Source organism: Enterobacter sp. K16B (assembly GCF_020216105.1).
Taxonomy (GTDB): domain Bacteria; phylum Pseudomonadota; class Gammaproteobacteria; order Enterobacterales; family Enterobacteriaceae; genus Enterobacter; species Enterobacter sichuanensis.
Window position 1 is genome coordinate 38,430 of the sequence record NZ_JAIWJZ010000018.1, and the last position, 16,724, is coordinate 55,153.

General features: G+C 53.0%; 19 protein-coding genes. 9 read left to right on the forward strand and 10 right to left on the reverse strand.

Annotated features, from left to right (window positions below):
* The 4 genes from LDK53_RS04615 to LDK53_RS04630 form a co-directional block, all read right to left on the reverse strand.
* Window positions 1–1,014 carry an ABC transporter ATP-binding protein gene (locus tag LDK53_RS04615; RefSeq protein ID WP_095440572.1) on the reverse strand — a complete coding sequence of 338 codons (1,014 nt, stop codon included), beginning with the start codon at window positions 1,012–1,014 and terminating at the stop codon, window positions 1–3.
* A 17-nt stretch (window positions 1,015–1,031) separates the two neighbouring features.
* Window positions 1,032–2,177, reverse strand: coding sequence for a putative ABC transporter substrate-binding protein YdcS (ydcS, locus tag LDK53_RS04620; protein ID WP_045285054.1), 1,146 nt, complete (start codon window positions 2,175–2,177; stop codon window positions 1,032–1,034).
* A gap of 272 nt (window positions 2,178–2,449) precedes the next feature.
* On the reverse strand, window positions 2,450–3,859 hold the full coding sequence (locus tag LDK53_RS04625) for a PLP-dependent aminotransferase family protein (protein ID WP_025759115.1): 1,410 nt from the start codon (window positions 3,857–3,859) through the stop codon (window positions 2,450–2,452).
* Window positions 3,860–3,941: 82 nt separating this feature from the next.
* Window positions 3,942–4,130 (reverse strand): hypothetical protein, encoded by a 189-nt coding sequence (locus LDK53_RS04630; protein WP_032672600.1) that lies wholly within the window; start codon window positions 4,128–4,130, stop codon window positions 3,942–3,944.
* A gap of 425 nt (window positions 4,131–4,555) precedes the next feature.
* Here LDK53_RS04630 and LDK53_RS04635 point away from each other — a divergent pair, with 425 nt between their 5' ends.
* The 7 genes from LDK53_RS04635 (at window position 4,556) to hslJ (ending at window position 9,094) form a co-directional block, all read left to right on the forward strand.
* Window positions 4,556–5,047 (forward strand): Hcp family type VI secretion system effector, encoded by a 492-nt coding sequence (locus tag LDK53_RS04635; RefSeq protein ID WP_225284710.1) that lies wholly within the window; start codon window positions 4,556–4,558, stop codon window positions 5,045–5,047.
* 86 nt (window positions 5,048–5,133) lie between these two features.
* The gene (locus tag LDK53_RS04640; protein WP_225284746.1) at window positions 5,134–5,460 is read left to right on the forward strand and encodes a polymorphic toxin type 44 domain-containing protein; all 327 of its coding nucleotides are present in this window, start codon (window positions 5,134–5,136) and stop codon (window positions 5,458–5,460) included.
* Complete coding sequence (locus LDK53_RS04645) at window positions 5,438–5,839, forward strand: hypothetical protein (RefSeq protein ID WP_225284712.1); 402 nt, start codon at window positions 5,438–5,440, stop codon at window positions 5,837–5,839. The genes LDK53_RS04640 and LDK53_RS04645 overlap by 23 nt, the downstream gene beginning before the upstream one ends.
* Before the next feature lie 151 nt (window positions 5,840–5,990).
* Entirely contained in the window at window positions 5,991–7,391 is a 1,401-nt protein-coding gene (locus LDK53_RS04650) for a cytochrome ubiquinol oxidase subunit I (RefSeq protein ID WP_225284714.1), read from the forward strand.
* A complete protein-coding gene (gene cydB, locus LDK53_RS04655) occupies window positions 7,391–8,401 on the forward strand; it encodes a cytochrome d ubiquinol oxidase subunit II (protein ID WP_047958717.1) in 1,011 nt (336 codons plus the stop codon). Before LDK53_RS04650 ends, cydB begins: the two co-directional genes overlap by 1 nt.
* Complete coding sequence (locus LDK53_RS04660; protein WP_008501283.1) at window positions 8,401–8,529, forward strand: DUF2474 domain-containing protein; 129 nt, start codon at window positions 8,401–8,403, stop codon at window positions 8,527–8,529. Before cydB ends, LDK53_RS04660 begins: the two co-directional genes overlap by 1 nt.
* A 127-nt stretch (window positions 8,530–8,656) precedes the next feature.
* Window positions 8,657–9,094: a heat shock protein HslJ gene (gene hslJ / locus LDK53_RS04665; RefSeq protein ID WP_045285059.1), complete on the forward strand. Its 438-nt coding sequence runs from the start codon at window positions 8,657–8,659 to the stop codon at window positions 9,092–9,094.
* Here hslJ and LDK53_RS04670 read toward each other — a convergent pair whose 3' ends face one another.
* Window positions 9,095–9,361, reverse strand: coding sequence for a DUF333 domain-containing protein (locus LDK53_RS04670; protein WP_025759109.1), 267 nt, complete (start codon window positions 9,359–9,361; stop codon window positions 9,095–9,097).
* A gap of 271 nt (window positions 9,362–9,632) precedes the next feature.
* Between LDK53_RS04670 and nifJ the strand changes: the two genes are divergently transcribed.
* Window positions 9,633–13,157, forward strand: a complete 3,525-nt coding sequence (gene nifJ, locus LDK53_RS04675) for a pyruvate:ferredoxin (flavodoxin) oxidoreductase (RefSeq protein WP_225284716.1) — start codon at window positions 9,633–9,635, stop codon at window positions 13,155–13,157.
* Between the two features lie 388 nt (window positions 13,158–13,545).
* Window positions 13,546–14,655, forward strand: coding sequence for a porin OmpC (gene ompC / locus LDK53_RS04680; protein ID WP_025759106.1), 1,110 nt, complete (start codon window positions 13,546–13,548; stop codon window positions 14,653–14,655).
* A 335-nt stretch (window positions 14,656–14,990) separates the two neighbouring features.
* Here the strand turns inward: ompC and LDK53_RS04685 are convergent, their stop codons facing one another.
* From LDK53_RS04685 to LDK53_RS04705, 5 genes are all read right to left on the reverse strand, one after another.
* Window positions 14,991–15,068, reverse strand: a complete 78-nt coding sequence (locus tag LDK53_RS04685) for a hypothetical protein (RefSeq protein ID WP_223239581.1) — start codon at window positions 15,066–15,068, stop codon at window positions 14,991–14,993.
* Between the two features lie 68 nt (window positions 15,069–15,136).
* A complete protein-coding gene (locus LDK53_RS04690) occupies window positions 15,137–15,559 on the reverse strand; it encodes a GFA family protein (protein ID WP_045285061.1) in 423 nt (140 codons plus the stop codon).
* 3 nt (window positions 15,560–15,562) lie between these two features.
* Window positions 15,563–15,760, reverse strand: coding sequence for a hypothetical protein (locus LDK53_RS04695; protein ID WP_025759104.1), 198 nt, complete (start codon window positions 15,758–15,760; stop codon window positions 15,563–15,565).
* A 40-nt stretch (window positions 15,761–15,800) separates the two neighbouring features.
* Entirely contained in the window at window positions 15,801–16,250 is a 450-nt protein-coding gene (locus LDK53_RS04700) for a hypothetical protein (RefSeq protein WP_025759102.1), read from the reverse strand.
* 122 nt (window positions 16,251–16,372) lie between these two features.
* Entirely contained in the window at window positions 16,373–16,717 is a 345-nt protein-coding gene (locus LDK53_RS04705) for a DUF1294 domain-containing protein (protein ID WP_225284717.1), read from the reverse strand.
* Between the last annotated feature and the right edge of the window lie 7 nt (window positions 16,718–16,724).

Consider the following 16,724-nt stretch of genomic DNA (forward strand, 5'->3'; position numbering starts at 1 on the left):
TCACCTCTCCTCGTGAAGGCGGATCATCGCCTCGCGTGACCACGACGCCATCACGACCTGCCCCGGCGCAACGCCGTTCAGCGACGAGACGTCACTGACGTTGGCCTGGCTCACCAGCAGTTTTGCGCCATTATCCAGTTTCAGTTCCAGACGCGTGGCGGCCCCCTGGTACTGAACGGCCTGCACGCATCCCTGAACCTGAACGTCACCGCTCTGGTTAAGGCGAATATGTTCCGGACGCAGTGAATAAGCGCCTTCCATACCGCATATCTTCTGCGCAAGGACCGTATCGAAGACGTTGGACGTGCCAACAAAACCGGCAACAAACGGCGTACGCGGACGCATGTAGAGATCGCGTGGGGTATCCACCTGCTCAATGCGTCCATTATTGAATACCGCCACCCGGTCTGACATGGACAGCGCTTCGCCCTGATCGTGGGTGACGAAAATAAAGGTGATGCCGAGTTCCTGCTGAAGTTTCTTCAGCTCGAACTGCATCTGTTCACGCAGTTTGAGATCGAGTGCACCTAACGGCTCGTCCAGCAGTAACACGCGCGGTTCATTGACCAGCGCCCGGGCGATGGCGACACGCTGACGCTGGCCACCGGAAAGTTGTGAAGGTTTGCGGGCAACGGCAAAGCTCAGCCCCACTTTTTCCAGCGCTTCACGAGCCTGCGCATGGCGTTTTTTCTTATCGACGCCTTTTACCATCAACCCGTAGGCGACATTATCGAGGATCGACATATGCGGGAACAGCGCATAGTCCTGGAACACGGTGTTCACGTCCCGCTCCCAGGGCGGCAGCTCGCTCGCCTCTTTGCCAAAGATAGAAATCGTGCCGCCTGACAGCTGCTCAAAACCGGCGATCAGCCGCAGGCAGGTGGTTTTGCCGGAGCCCGAAGGCCCCAGCATGGAGAAAAACTCTCCGTCACGGATTGCAATGGTCACCCCATCCACCGCCCGCACGTCGCCGTACAGGCGGGAAACATCGTTAAACTCTACCGCGTACGTCATGTTCTGCTCCCGGGCGATTAACGGCCACCCATGATGGCGATGTAATCCTGCGTCCAGCGGCTGTAAGGCACATATTTGCCGCCTTCTGCGACCGGCGTTTTCCAGAACATGATTTTGTCGAACTCGTTATACCCGTTTGTTTCACAGCCCTTTTCGCCCAGCAGCGTGCTGGCCTTACACCCTTGCGGGACGACGGGAAGCGAGCCAAACCAGGCGGCCAGATCGCCCTGCACTTTCGGCGTGAGCGACCAGTTCATCCATTTATAGGCGCACATCGGGTGTTTTGCCTGTGCGTGCAGCATGGTGGTATCTGCCCAGCCGGTCACCCCCTCTTTCGGGAAGACGGTGGCGATGGGCTGGTTCTCGGCCTTCAGGGCGTTCGCCTGATACGGCCAGGCGCTGGAGGCCACGACGCCTTCATTTTTAAAATCGCTCATCTGGACGGTGGTGTCGTGCCAGTAGCGGTGGATCAGCGCATGCTGGTCGCGAAGCACCTTAAGCACGGCGGCATATTGTTCCTCCGTGAGCTGGTACGGGTCTTTGATGCCCAACTGCGGCTGCGTGGCTTTGACAAACAGCGCCGCATCGGCGATGTAAATCGGACCGTCGTAGGCCTGAACGCGTCCCTGATTGGTTTTACCGTCTGGCAGATCCTGTCTGGTAAAGACCACGCTCCAGCTGTCCGGTGGCGTCGGGAAGGTTTTGGTGTTGTACATCAGCAGGTTGGGCCCCCACTGATAGGGCGTGCCGTAGACTTTCCCGCCGACGTTAAACCATTCCCCTTTTACTATCCGTGCGTCGAGGGTTTTCCAGTTGGGAATAAGATCGGGGTTAATCGGCTGAACGCGTTTGCCCATGATCAGGCGGAGCGATGCATCGCCCGACGCGGTGACCAGATCGTATCCCCCTTTCGCCATCAGGCTGACCATTTCATCCGAGGTTGCCGCGGTTTTGACGTTTACCGCACAGCCGGTCTCTTTTTCAAACTGGGTGACCCAGTCATAATTTTTATCCGTCTGCCCCCGTTCGATGTATCCCGGCCAGGCAATAATATCCAGCCGGCCTTCCCCGTCGCCAATGGCTTTTGGCGGTTCTGCGGCTTGCGCGGTCATGATCGTCATGCCGAGCGCACACAGGCTGCTGCGGGCAAATTTTTTGCTCATAAGAGTTACTCCTGTCGCAATGAAATTTAGCGGCAGCCGTGCCGTAAAAATATCTCCCTTAATAAACGTAGACCGCGCAAATGCGCCGCACCGTGCGGCTTAAGGAAATTTCATCAAGGTGTGACCGGGGGCGCATTCCCCGTTAACTGGATTATAGACAAGGGGTTAGCCGTGAGAGGCAGTATGCACATTTTGTATGACGCAGCGCGGCGAAATAGTCGCCACGCCGGTAAAAAGATAAGGAATGATTATTGAGTAAAAGGCGGGAATATTTATTTCAGCATACTGCTAATTAATTTCCCTAACTGTATCACCGCCTGCTCTTCCCGTTCCCCCCAGGCCCAGGAGGTATTAAAACGGAAGAACGGAGTCCACGCGTCAGAGGTGGAAAACATCTTTCCCGGAGCAATGCTGATGTGATGACTCAACGCCTGTTCGCTCAACAGCCCGGCATCCAGCTGGGCCGGAAGTTCGAGCCATAAAAAGTAGCCGCTGTCGTTATGGTGAATTTTGACCCCGGCAGGCATATGACGCAACAGCGACTGCCAGGCCTGCTGTTTTCGCTCGGCCAGCGTGCGCCGCAGGCGGCGCAGATGGGCGTCGTAACGTTTGGTCGCCAGGTAATCCACCAGCGCCAGCTGCATCGGAGAGCTGGTGGACAGCGTGCTCATCAGCTGGAGCTGCTGAATGCGCCGCGCGTGCTTTCCTGCCGCCACCCAGCCAATGCGAAAGCCGGCCACCAGACATTTCGAAAATGACGAGCAGTGCAGCGTCATGTCCTGGCGATCCCAGGCTTTCGCCGGAAGCGGCTTTTCACGCCCAAAATAGAGCTCGCTGTAGACGTCATCTTCAATCAGCGGCACGTTATGACGGGTCAGCAGCGCGACAAGCTGAGCTTTTTTCTCCGCGCTCAGGGTGAAGCCGAGCGGATTCTGGCTGTTGGTCATGATCCAGCAGGCTTTGACCGGGTAATCATTCAGCGCCTGCTCAAGCGCATTGAGATCGATCCCCTCGCGGACGTCCGTCGCAATCGCCAGGGCTTTCAGTTTAAGGCGTTCCAGCGCCTGCAGCGCACCGTAGAAACAGGGGTTTTCTACAATCACCCAGTCGCCGGGCTCGGTGACCGCCTGCAGGCTGAGATTAAGCGCTTCAAGCGCGCCTGCGGTGATCACGATCTCTTCCGGGGAGATGTTCATCCCCTGCTGCGCGTAGCGGCGGGCAATGGCGTGGCGGAGATCGACGTTACCCGGCGGCAGATTCTCAATCACGCTCATCGCCGTCGCCGTTTTGCTGACGTTCGCCAGCGAGCGGTTAAGCTGCTGAAGCGGGAAAAGCCGGGGGTCGGGAAACGCGGAAGCAAAAGGCACAACGGAGGGGTCACGGCTGGCCTGTAAGACCTCAAAGATGTAGGTGTTGATATCCACCGCTTCGTCACGCATGACCTGAGCGGGTGGCGCAGGCTGTTGCGCGGTCGGGCGCGAGGCAACGTAATAGCCCGACTGCGGTCTGGCGACAATGCGCCCCTGGCTTTCCAGCATCTGATACGCGTGGCCAACGGTCATAAAACTCATGCCGCTGCTCGCCACCTGCTCTCGCAGGGAAGGCAGCTTATCGCCCGGCAGCCAAACGCCAAGTTCGATCTGCGAGATAATTTGTTGCGCCAGACGCTGGTATTTTTTCATCAGATTCTCCTTATGACCGACAGTGTATATCAGCAGGAGAAAAAGAGAAGTTTTAGGTAACTGTTATAGTTTGCTAAATGAATTACTTACGATAACCGGTAACGTGGTTCTGCGCCTGACGCGCCGCGGCCAGATGGTCCAGCGTAATCATTGGCGATTTGCAAAAGATGCATTTCGCGCCGTAAGGGTTTTTCTCAGACACATCAAAGGCTGAGGTACGGTACTGCGAGCCATGACAGCAAGGGCAGCGAAAATGGATATAAGAAGTCATAGGATTCTCCTGTAAACGTAAAAACGTAAAATTACTCATGAGCCGATCAGGCGATAGTGGTTTGAAACAAAACTAATCGGAATGTAGATAAAGACCCAAGAGAGGCTGCGGAGAGGCACAACGTGATGAGAACTGCTTTATAAAACTACGTCAGATATTTATTTGGACTCAAAACCAGAAGATCATTAACGCACGATGCTGACGACAAAGCAAGCGGTTTTATGCGGAAAATTCATAAAAATACTGATTAAAAAAGCGTTGCTCGTATTACTGTCGGATATTGATTAAATCAATAACTGCAATAAAAAACATAACCAATTGAAATATATAAAATTTTAATAACATTTTTTGCCTAATTAGCTTGTCTGTTATGGCGTATTAAGTTACGCCAAAATACCATTGACTTAATCAAAAAGGAGTATTACATGGCAATTCCAGCATATTTATGGATAAAAGACGACGGTGGTGCAGATATTAAGGGAGCTGTTGATGTTCAGCATCGCGAAGGGAGCATAGAAGTTAATGGCTTTTCCCACAACCTCAGTCTGCCAACCGATGGACTTACAGGAAAAATCACCGGTACTCGCAAACATTCATCAATAATCATACAAAAAGACTTTGATTCATCGTCCCCCTATCTTTATAAGGCTGTTGCAACCGGTCAAACCCTTAAATCGGCTGAGTTTAGATGGTACAAGATTAATGATGCCGGGCAAGAAGTAGAATACTTTAACATGTTATTAGAAGGTGTGAAAATCGTCGGCATTTCGCCAATGATGCATGACACAAAAGATCCAACAAAGGAAAAACACAATCATCTCGAATGTGTAGAATTTCGATATGAAAAAATCACCTGGAAGCACTGTGATGGTAACATCATGTTTACCGATAACTGGAATGAGAGACCGCAAGCATGAGGTACCCAACTTTAGCGGTCTCCCCTCACCCACCTTATGATATTTCCTCTTTCTCTCCCCCAGGCGTTAACATCTTAAATAATATGATGCTAGCAAGATTTCACCGGGGACCATCAGCGCTAACATATGAGTGGTTTTATCAACAGGTCAGGTTACATGGCCCATGGGATTATAAAACAAGAATAGGCCGCCAATACGAGAATTTTGGTAATTTTCATTATGGTGCGGTGGGTACTGCGGCTGGAATTTCTGCCCCAGTTCTGTTACGCGCTGCAGGCTGGGCGCAGTCAAAGTCAGGGAATGGCCAGTCAATAGATGGACACTGGTATGGTTCCCCCCCTTTTGGGGATGATCCGACTGATCAACACTGGATAAAATGCGGAATAGACTATGCAACAAGAACGGGTTTTTAAAAAACGCTATATTCTCATACCTGTATTATTTGCACTTGCCTACGCCGGATGGGTTTTCTGTTTTATGAACTTCCCTGTCGAACAAGAGCTACGTTCAAAAGTGAAAGTCAATAACTGGGCTGTATTGTATGTCACTCAAGCTAATGCCGGAGCCATGACATCATACACCTATCACTACTATTTACTGGATGCAAAAACAAAAGAGGCAGAATTTTTATCGCAGATTGACCAGACCACGCCATTCATGGTGACTAACGATCCTGAAGTGAAAATCGATGTTAAAGACGACGGTGTATATCTGCATGTTCGTGGGGACGTATACTCTTTCCATAATACGTCTAAACTCGCCAATATTCTTCTGGATGCCTCCCCCTACTGATGGCAATAGTGGTTCATTGATATTCAATTCATGAGGGAATGTATACAATACACTGGAAACTGTTATAGCAAAATAGGCCGGGTCTGTCTCTGCAACCCAGAGCAGACGCGGCTTAGAATGGCATCGACATAAATACATCGCGGAGTTTTGCATGTTTGGTTTAGATGCTTTTCACCTTGCACGGATACAGTTTGCCTTTACCGTATCCTTTCACATTATTTTCCCGGCAATCACCATCGGTCTCGCCAGCTATCTTGCCGTGCTCGAAGGCCTGTGGTTAAAAACAAAAAATCCGGTCTGGCGCTCGCTGTACCATTTCTGGTCGAAGATTTTTGCGGTTAACTTTGGCATGGGCGTGGTCTCCGGGCTGGTGATGGCCTACCAGTTTGGTACCAACTGGAGCGGGTTTTCACAGTTTGCGGGCAGCATTACCGGTCCGCTGCTGACCTATGAAGTGCTCACCGCCTTCTTCCTCGAAGCCGGGTTCCTCGGGGTGATGCTGTTCGGCTGGAACAAAGTCGGGCCGGGGCTGCACTTTTTCTCCACCTGTATGGTGGCGCTGGGGACCATCATCTCCACCTTCTGGATCCTCTCCTCAAACAGCTGGATGCAGACCCCGCAGGGCTATGAGATCGTCAACGGTCAGGTGGTACCGGTGAACTGGTTCGCCGTGGTATTTAACCCCTCCTTCCCTTATCGCCTGCTGCATATGTCGATAGCGGCGTTTCTGAGTAGCGCCCTGTTTGTTGGCGCATCCGCGGCATGGCATCTGCTGCGCGGGAATAATACCCCCGCTATTCGCGCGATGTTTTCGATGGCGCTGTGGATGACGCTGATTGTCGCCCCCATCCAGGCCATGGTTGGCGATATGCACGGGCTGAACACCTTAAAGCACCAGCCGGCGAAAATTGCCGCCATTGAAGGCCACTGGGAAAACCCACCCGGTGAACCTACCCCGCTGCTGCTGTTCGGCTGGCCGGATATGGAACAGGAGCGCACCCGCTTTGGGCTGGAGATCCCCGCACTCGGCAGCCTTATCCTGACGCACAGCCTGGATAAACAGGTTCCGGCACTCAAAGAGTTTCCCAGGGAAGACAGGCCTAACTCCACCATTGTCTTCTGGTCATTCCGCATCATGGCGGGCCTGGGCATGCTGATGCTGCTGCTTGGCGTGACGGCACTCTGGCTGCGCTACAAAAAGCGCGTTTATTCTTCCCGTCCTTTCCTGTGGTTTGCCCTGCTGATGGGGCCATCCGGGTTGATGGCTATTCTGGCGGGATGGGTAACCACCGAAGTGGGCCGCCAGCCGTGGGTGGTCTACGGCCTTCAGCGCACGAAGGACGCGGTCTCCGCCCATGGCGATCTGCATATGAGCGTGAGTTTGCTGGCTTTCTTCATCGTTTACACCTCGGTGTTTGGCGTGGGTTACAGCTATATGGTGCGTCTCATCCGCAAAGGCCCGCAGCCGCATGAATCTTTCGCCACTGAGTCCGATGGACGTCCGGCGCGCCCGCTTTCTGCCGTCACAACTGAACATAAGGAGCAGCCATAATGGGTATCGATCTTTCCATTATCTGGTTTGTCATCATTGTCTTCGCCACGCTGATGTATATCGTCATGGACGGCTTTGATCTGGGGATTGGTATTTTATTCCCGGCCACGCAAAACGCCGACGATCGCGATGTGATGGTCAACAGCGTCGCGCCGGTCTGGGACGGGAATGAAACCTGGCTGGTCCTTGGCGGGGCCGCCCTGTTCGGCGCGTTTCCGCTAGCCTACGCCGTGATTATTGATGCCCTCACCATTCCGCTGACATTAATGCTGATCGGTCTTATTTTTCGTGGCGTAGCGTTTGAGTTTCGTTTTAAAGCCACGCCAGCGCACCGTCCGTTCTGGGACAAGGCGTTTATTGGCGGTTCCATTCTGGCGACGTTTACCCAGGGTGTAACGGTCGGCGCGGTCATTAACGGCTTTACCGTCACCGGCCGGGCCTATACCGGCGGGCCATTTGACTGGTTTACCGCGTTTAATCTGTTCTGCGGTGCGGGGCTGGTCGTCGCGTATGCGCTGTTAGGCGCGACCTGGCTGGTGATGAAAAGCGAAAATCCCCTGCAACAGCGGATGCGTGAGGTGTCGAAAATGCTGTTACTCGTGCTGCTGGCGTTTATTGCGGCGATCAGCCTCTGGACGCCACTGGCGCAGCCGGCCATCGCCGCGCGCTGGTTTACGCTGCCGAATCTGTTTTATCTGCTGCCCGTCCCGGCGCTGGTAGTGATGTTGAGCCTGTATCAATGGCGCTGTCTGAGTAATCCCGACAGCCATAATCGTCCGTTCGTCCTGACGCTGGGGCTGATATTCCTCGGCTTTAGCGGGCTGGGGATCAGCATCTGGCCACACATCATTCCGCCGTCAATCACCCTGTGGCAGGCCGCCGCGCCGACGCAAAGCCAGGGCTTTATGCTGGTGGGCGCGCTGTTGATCATTCCCGTTATCCTGGTCTACACCTTCTGGAGTTACTACGTATTTCGCGGCAAAGTTCAGCATGGGGAGGGTTATCACTGATGCAACAACCGGTCTGGAAAAGATTACTGTGGCTGGCCATTATCTGGGGCGGCAGCGTACTCGCACTGGCTGCTGTCAGTATGCTCTTTCGCATGTTGATGACAGCGGCAGGGTTTAAATCGCACTAACGTTATTCCGGGCAGCCGTCGCGTTGCCCGACATCTCCCCCGCACTTTCAGATAAACCCCATTAACCCACGCTGGCGTATCGTTACACTGGAAACAGATTCACGGTATTTATAGTTTGAGAAGAAAAATGAAAAAGCTCATGGCGTTAAGTGTTATCAGTCTTGTCCTCACCGGCTGCGTTAATCCGGGTAAAGCTTCCGTTCAGCCGGAACAGCTCACCAGCCACCGCTTTGTGCTGGAAAATGTGAACGGTAAGGCCGTGAAGAACACGACGACGCCACCTGAGATCAGTTTTAACGCACTGTCAGATATCAGCCTGGTTAATAACATCAGCGTTTCAGGCGCAATGTGTAACCGCTTCAGCGGACAGGGGAAATTGTCCGAAGGCGAGCTGAAGGTGAAAACGCTGGCCATGACGCGCAAGCTCTGTACTGAACCACAGCTTAACGAACTGGATCAGGCCATCGGCGACATGCTGCGCAAAGGGGCGCAGGTCGACCTGACTGAAGACCAGTTAACGCTGGCGACAGCCGATAAAACGCTGATGTTTAAGCGTGCAGACTAATCAGTAATTACCGCAGGTACCAACGGCAAGCGACTGTTCACTACAGCGTTTGCCATTTGGCAAGGCGCACATCCCAATAGCCGAACCATCGAGCTGGCGGGCCACCGACAGCGAACCGCCAATCATCGCGCAGTTAGCCTGACCGGAGCTGGACATCGCGGCTTTCATTCCCGGCGCCACGTGGGCGGCCGTTGCCTGCTGGACAGGTTCACTGCTGCATGCCGACAACAATAATGCGGCACACCCTACCAAAAACGCTGAGCGCATGCTCTCTCCCCCATGAATAATGCGAAACCTATGCATAATAGGCATCCCATCCCGTGTCGTCGAGATCGGAAGTGCGTATTTATGCGCATCTGAAACAAATTCTCGCAATTTTTCTGCCAAAAGTTTGATCTACTCATTGATGGCAAGAATAACGAGGACACAAAAGCGAAAATCGAAAAATCCCCTGTTTGCTAGAATACACAGATAATATTCAGGGTTTGTTGCCGTAATACAGACCCCTATTTTTTGCGCAATGTAAGGGTGTTGTCCTATGCAAACTATTGACGGTAATGGTGCAGTTGCCTCAGTCGCGTTTCGCACCAGTGAAGTTATCGCCATCTACCCGATTACGCCAAGCTCCACCATGGCTGAGCAGGCAGATGCCTGGGCTGGTAACGGGTTAAAAAACGTCTGGGGCGATGTCCCAAGAGTGGTTGAAATGCAGTCCGAAGCCGGTGCGATTGCGACGGTACATGGCGCACTGCAGACCGGCGCACTTTCCACGTCCTTTACCTCTTCTCAGGGATTGTTGTTAATGATCCCGACGCTGTACAAACTTGCGGGTCAACTGACCCCCTTCGTTCTGCATGTTGCTGCACGTACCGTTGCCACCCACGCGCTCTCTATTTTTGGCGATCACTCTGACGTGATGGCCGTGCGCCAGACCGGTTGCGCCATGCTGTGCGCCAGCAGCGTTCAGGAAGCTCAGGACTTTGCCCTCATTTCGCATATCGCCACACTCAAAAGCCGGGTTCCGTTTATTCATTTCTTTGATGGGTTCCGCACCTCGCATGAAATCAACAAAATCGTTCCGCTGGCTGACGATACTATCCTGAATCTGCTGCCGCAGGCGGAGATCGACGCCCATCGCGCCCGTGCCCTTAACCCGGAACACCCTGTTATTCGCGGGACATCGGCAAACCCGGATACTTATTTCCAGTCTCGTGAGGCCACTAACCCGTGGTACAACGCGGTGTACGACCATGTTGAACAGGCGATGAATGACTTTGCCGCTGCCACCGGCCGGGAATATAAGCCGTTTGAGTACTACGGCCATCCGCAGGCAGATCGCGTTATTGTGCTGATGGGTTCAGCGATTGGTACCTGCGAGGAAGTCGTGGATGAACTGCTGACGCGCGGTGAAAAAGTTGGCGTGCTGAAAGTGCGTCTCTATCGCCCGTTCTCGGCGAAACATCTGCTCTCTGCGCTGCCGGAAAGTGCGCGTGCCATTGCGGTGCTCGATCGCACCAAAGAGCCGGGCGCGCAGGCGGAACCGCTGTATCTGGATGTGATGACGGCCCTGGCAGAAGCCTTTAATCAGGGCGAGCGAGAAACGCTACCGCGCGTGATCGGGGGTCGCTATGGTTTGTCCTCCAAAGAGTTCGGACCAGACTGCGTGCTGGCGGTGTTCAACGAACTCAGCGAAGCGAAGCCGAGGCCGCGCTTTACCGTCGGCATCTATGACGATGTGACGAATCTGTCCCTGAGCTTACCGGAAAACACCCTGCCCTCGACGGCCAAACTTGAGGCGCTGTTCTACGGTCTCGGCAGCGACGGGAGCGTCTCCGCGACCAAAAACAACATCAAAATCATCGGTAATTCGACGCCATGGTATGCCCAGGGGTACTTTGTCTATGACTCCAAAAAAGCCGGTGGTCTGACCGTTTCCCACCTGCGGGTGAGTGAACAGCCTATCCGTTCTGCCTATCTTATTTCTCAGGCTGACTTTGTTGGCTGCCACCAGCTGCAGTTTATCGATAAATACCAGATGGCAGAGCGCCTGAAACCCGGCGGAATTTTTCTCCTGAATACCCCATACAGCGCAGAGGAGGTCTGGGCGCGCCTGCCGCAGGAGGTTCAGGCGGTGCTTAATCAGAAAAAAGCCCGCTTCTACGTGGTTAACGCGGCGAAAATTGCCCGCGAATGTGGCCTGGCCGCGCGTATCAATACCGTTATGCAAATGGCCTTCTTCCATCTGACCAACATTCTGCCGGGTGACAGCGCGTTAATGGAACTGCAGGGGGCGATTGCCAAAAGCTACAGCAGTAAAGGTCAGGAGCTGGTAGAACGCAACTGGCAGGCGCTGGCGCTGGCCCGCGAGTCACTTTTTGAGGTCCCGCTACAGCCGGTCAATGCCGCAAGCCCGAACCGTCCTCCGGTAGTGTCCGATGCGGCGCCTGATTTTGTTAAGACCGTAACGGCAGCGATGCTGGCCGGGCTGGGCGACGCCCTGCCCGTCTCGGCGCTACCGCCGGATGGCACCTGGCCGATGGGCACCACCCGCTGGGAAAAACGCAACATCGCCGAAGCGATCCCTGTCTGGAAAGAAGAGCTGTGTACGCAATGCAACCACTGCGTGGCGGCCTGCCCGCACTCTGCCATTCGCGCCAAAGTGGTTTCACCGGAAGAGATGGAGTCCGCCCCGGCCAGCCTCCACTCGCTGGACGTGAAATCCCGCGATATGCGTGGACAGAAATACGTACTGCAGGTCGCACCGGAAGATTGCACCGGCTGTAACCTGTGCGTTGAGGTCTGCCCGGCGAAGGATCGGCAGAACCCGGACATCAAAGCCATCAATATGATGTCGCGTCTGGAACACGTCGAAGAAGAGAAAGTGAATTATGACTTCTTCCTGAGTCTGCCGGAAATCGATCGCAGCAAACTGGAACGTATTGATATCCGGACTTCACAGCTGATTACCCCGCTGTTCGAGTACTCCGGCGCCTGCTCCGGCTGTGGGGAAACGCCGTATATCAAGCTGCTCACCCAACTGTACGGTGACCGGATGCTGATTGCCAACGCGACCGGCTGTTCATCTATCTATGGCGGTAACCTGCCCTCCACGCCGTACACCACCGACGCCAACGGTCGCGGACCGGCCTGGGCGAACTCACTGTTTGAGGATAACGCCGAGTTTGGTCTGGGCTTCCGCTTAACCGTCGATCAGCACCGTGCCCGCGTGATGCGCCTGCTGGACCAGTTTGCCGATAACATCCCTGCTGAGCTGAACGCGGCGCTGCACGCTGAAGCCACACCGGAGGTTCGTCGCGAGCAGGTCGCAGCACTTCGCAATGCCCTGAAGGACGTAGACGGTGCACAGCAGCTGCTGACTGACGCCGACGCCCTGGTTGAAAAATCGATCTGGCTGATTGGCGGCGACGGCTGGGCCTACGACATCGGCTTCGGCGGGTTGGATCACGTGCTGAGCCTGACCGAAAACGTCAACATCCTGGTGCTGGATACGCAGTGTTATTCCAATACCGGCGGCCAGGCATCAAAAGCCACGCCGTTAGGCGCGGTCACGAAATTTGGTGAACACGGTAAACGCAAAGCACGAAAAGATCTTGGTGTGAGCATGATGATGTATGGTCACGTTTACGTCGCGCAAATCTCGCTGGGTGCGCAGCTTAACCAGACGGTAAAAGCGATTCAGGAAGCGGAAGCGTACCCTGGCCCGTCGCTGATCATTGCCTACAGCCCTTGCGAAGAGCATGGATATGACCTGGCGCTTAGTCACGATCAGATGCGACAGCTGACGGCGACCGGTTTCTGGCCGCTCTACCGGTTCGACCCACGCCGTGCGGAGGAAGGGAAATTACCACTGGCGCTTGATTCGCGTCCGCCGTCAGACGCCCTGGCCGAGACGTTAATGCAGGAACAACGCTTCCGTCGCCTTAACGCTCAGCAGCCGGAGGTGGCTGAACAGCTCTGGAAAGATGCCGCTGCCGACCTGCAAAAACGGTATGATTTCCTCGCGCAAATGGCGGGTAAAGCCGAAAAATCGACCAGCGACTAGTTTCTCTGCCCGGCTTGTCCGGGCATTTTTTTGCCATAAAAAAGCCCGGTATTTTCACACCGGGCGCATCCAGATAATCAATGAATATCTATTTAGTTTCCTGAATAACATTCATGGGAATTATGGATAAATAATCTTAAAGGCATATAACGCCGCTAAGATTAACGTAATTTAGTTCAGTTTAATAATTTTAATTTAATATACTTAATCTTAAAACATTCATCAAACCAATGATCATTACTGCTGATTTATTCGGTTTAGATTTTACTTAATTAGTAACAATTATAATTTATTACTCTTACTCAGGAGTGATTTAGCATGAGACAACTTTCTGATTCGGGAAGTTCAACAGGTTATTAAATAAAAACAACCGCAAAGGAATATCATAATGCAAAGAAAAGTACTGGCCCTGATGATTCCGGCTCTGTTAATGGCTGGCGCAACGCATGCAGCAGAGATTTATAATAAAGACGGCAATAAATTAGATCTGTACGGAAAAGTAGATGGTCTGCACTACTTCTCCGACGATAAAGGCGCTGACGGGGATCAAACCTACATGCGTCTGGGCTTCAAAGGTGAAACCCAGATCAACGACATGATGACCGGTTATGCACAGTGGGAATACAACATTCAGGCCAACAACACAGAAGGTTCAGATAATCAGTCCTGGACGCGTCTGGCCTTTGCCGGCGTAAAAGTGGGTGATTATGGCTCCTTCGATTACGGTCGTAACTACGGTGTTCTGTATGACGTGGAAGGCTGGACCGATATGCTGCCGGAGTTTGGTGGCGATTCCTACACCAAAGCCGACAACTTCATGACTGGCCGTGCCAACGGTGTTGCAACTTACCGTAATACCGACTTCTATGGTCTGGTACAGGGCCTGAACTTTGCGCTGCAGTATCAGGGCAAAAATGAAGACGCCAGCAACAATCAGGAAGGAACCAACAACGGTCGCGACACGCGTCACGAGAACGGCGACGGTTTCGGTATCTCCACCACCTATGACTTTGGCATGGGCATAACCGCGGGCGCAGCCTACACCTCTTCTGACCGTACCAACGAGCAGGTGATGAACACGACCGCCGGTGGCGACAAAGCGGATGCATGGACTGCGGGTCTGAAATATGACGCCAATAACATCTATCTGGCGGCAATGTACTCTGAAACCCGCAATATGACGCCGTATGGTGATAACACCGACGCCGTGGCGAATAAAACCCAGAACTTCGAAGTGACCGCGCAGTACCAGTTCGATTTCGGCCTGCGTCCGACCCTTTCCTACCTACAGTCTAAAGGTAAAGACCTGGGCAACGGCCAGGGTGACCAGGATCTGGTTAAATATGCTGACATCGGCGCGACTTACTACTTCAACAAAAACATGTCCACCTACGTTGATTACAAAATCAACCTGCTGGATGAAGATGACAGCTTCTACAAAAACAACGGCATCGGCACGGATGATGTCGTCGCGTTAGGTCTGGTCTACCAGTTCTGATTGCCAGAGCCCGCATCACGGTGCGGGCTCGCCAGTTTTTGACGTGCGTCGCAAAAAAGCATTCCTGAATGCCGTGGTTGACTGTAGGTTGAGATAAACGTGATTAAACTAAGCTGAAAGCCTTTACCCGCTAAGGATAATAGCGTTGTTTAATCGAGTATCCCTTACCGTCCTTGCCCTTTTAGCGCTGCTATGGATGGCATTAATTTTTGATTTTGCTGATATTGTCGGGCATCTTGGCGCGCTGTTAAATCACCTGGATGGCAGCTAGCCGTACTGCCTGGCAAATAAAAAGCCACCAGCAGTGCCGGTGGCGGATAAACGCAGCTGTTGCGTTATTTTTTCACGGGTTGTGGCTTTTTATCCCCTGATTCCGGGGCCTCACGCGGATCGTCTTTTTCAACACAGAGCATAATGTCTCCTGTTTCAGTTAACCACTCTCCACTATAGCCAGGCTCTTTAAAGAGTGGCCAGGCGGCAATTACGCCTGACCCGTCCCTTTCTCACGAAAAGAGAGATAGCCAAACACCCCGCTTTCCCCATCCATGGGATGGTTAACACCGTCCATCACCGTGACCTCCGGGAAATCAAAGGGAGAAACGTTTTCTAAACAGGCGACATTCACGCCGTATTCATTGGGATTGGAGCGCCGCTGATGAAACGTGTAAATCCCGCACACCGAGCAGAAGAAGTGTCGCGCCGTTCCCGTATTAAAACGGTACTCGGTGAGCTTATCCTGACCTTTCGTAACCGTAATCCCCGACAGCGGCGCGGAGACAACGACCGCGCCCCGCATTCGACAGAAGGAACAGCTGCAGCGCCGTGCGGTGTTCAGGCCATCAGAGAGCTCAACGGTGAATGCCACCGCACCGCAATGGCACTTTGCATGACGTTTTTCAGCCATTGGCTATACCCCTTTTCTTACCAGTTCGGCAGCTTTAAGGAAAACCTCATCTTCAACACCATCGCCTTTTTGCCTGCCGAGCCTGACGAGTTCATCAACAATGCTATCGCGATGGATCGGTGTTTGTGCTGAAACCAGCCCAATAACCGCGGCCCCAATCGCCAGCCCCACTAGCCCTGTTTGTTCATCGTTATTCATCATGCGCATGCTCCTGGTACAATCCACAAGCTTAGCAGGATTTTTAAAAACGCGGCGTCAGCCCGTATTTGGGCGTTTTAATATTGGCGGCCCAAATTTTGATATCGTTTTGCAGGAGGATAGTGAAATCAGATTTCAGATGCGTCACCATCTCATTGACGCTCTGTGCATCGATCACAGAAAAATGCTCAATTTTGTTTCGCCCGACCTGAACACAAAAATATTTTGCCGGCAGCACTTTACCGTTAACGTTGAGCAGTGGTTTATTCTCGCTGCATTGCCCTTCAGTGATATAGGACACCAGCAAATTGGCAGAACGCCGCTCGGGTTGGGATATGCTGACCATGACGGGGAAACCCTCTGAGGTTTGCGTCATGTCATAAAGCACCGCATTCTTCAGATACCAGGTATTATATTCCCGCTCCTGAAAAGCAGACCAGCAAGGTGCAGAAAAGGCCACCAGTACTGCCAGTGTAATAGAGGCTATTTTCATGGGATGATGTCGTCCGTGTTGTTGCACGTATTATTCAGATTGTGCAAAAAACAGCAACCCCTCAAAAATAACCCTACCACTATTGGCAGTGACGGAGGGTTAATTAGCGACCTGCACTGCGCTTAAACAGGAGAAAAAGGGAAGAAATGGTAAGCAGCCGCCATCACCGCGATGCTGATAACCACGCTGATAAAAAAACAGGTTTTAAAAGGCTGCTTTTGGGTTTTATGGCGAAAGAGTTGTTGGCCTACAATGGCGCCTGGCCAGCCGCCCGTCACGCCGAAGATCAGCAACGTGGCTTCCGGGACCCTGCGCATCCCTTTACGCGCTGCCATTTTATCCGCGCCATACATGGCCATCGTCAGCACATTGATCAGTAGAAACCAGCTAACCAATGGATTCGGGGTCAACAGACTGCCGATGGCAGTGAAAATCAGGAGTAGATAGCAAAAGCGATTGAGAGTCATTGATCAA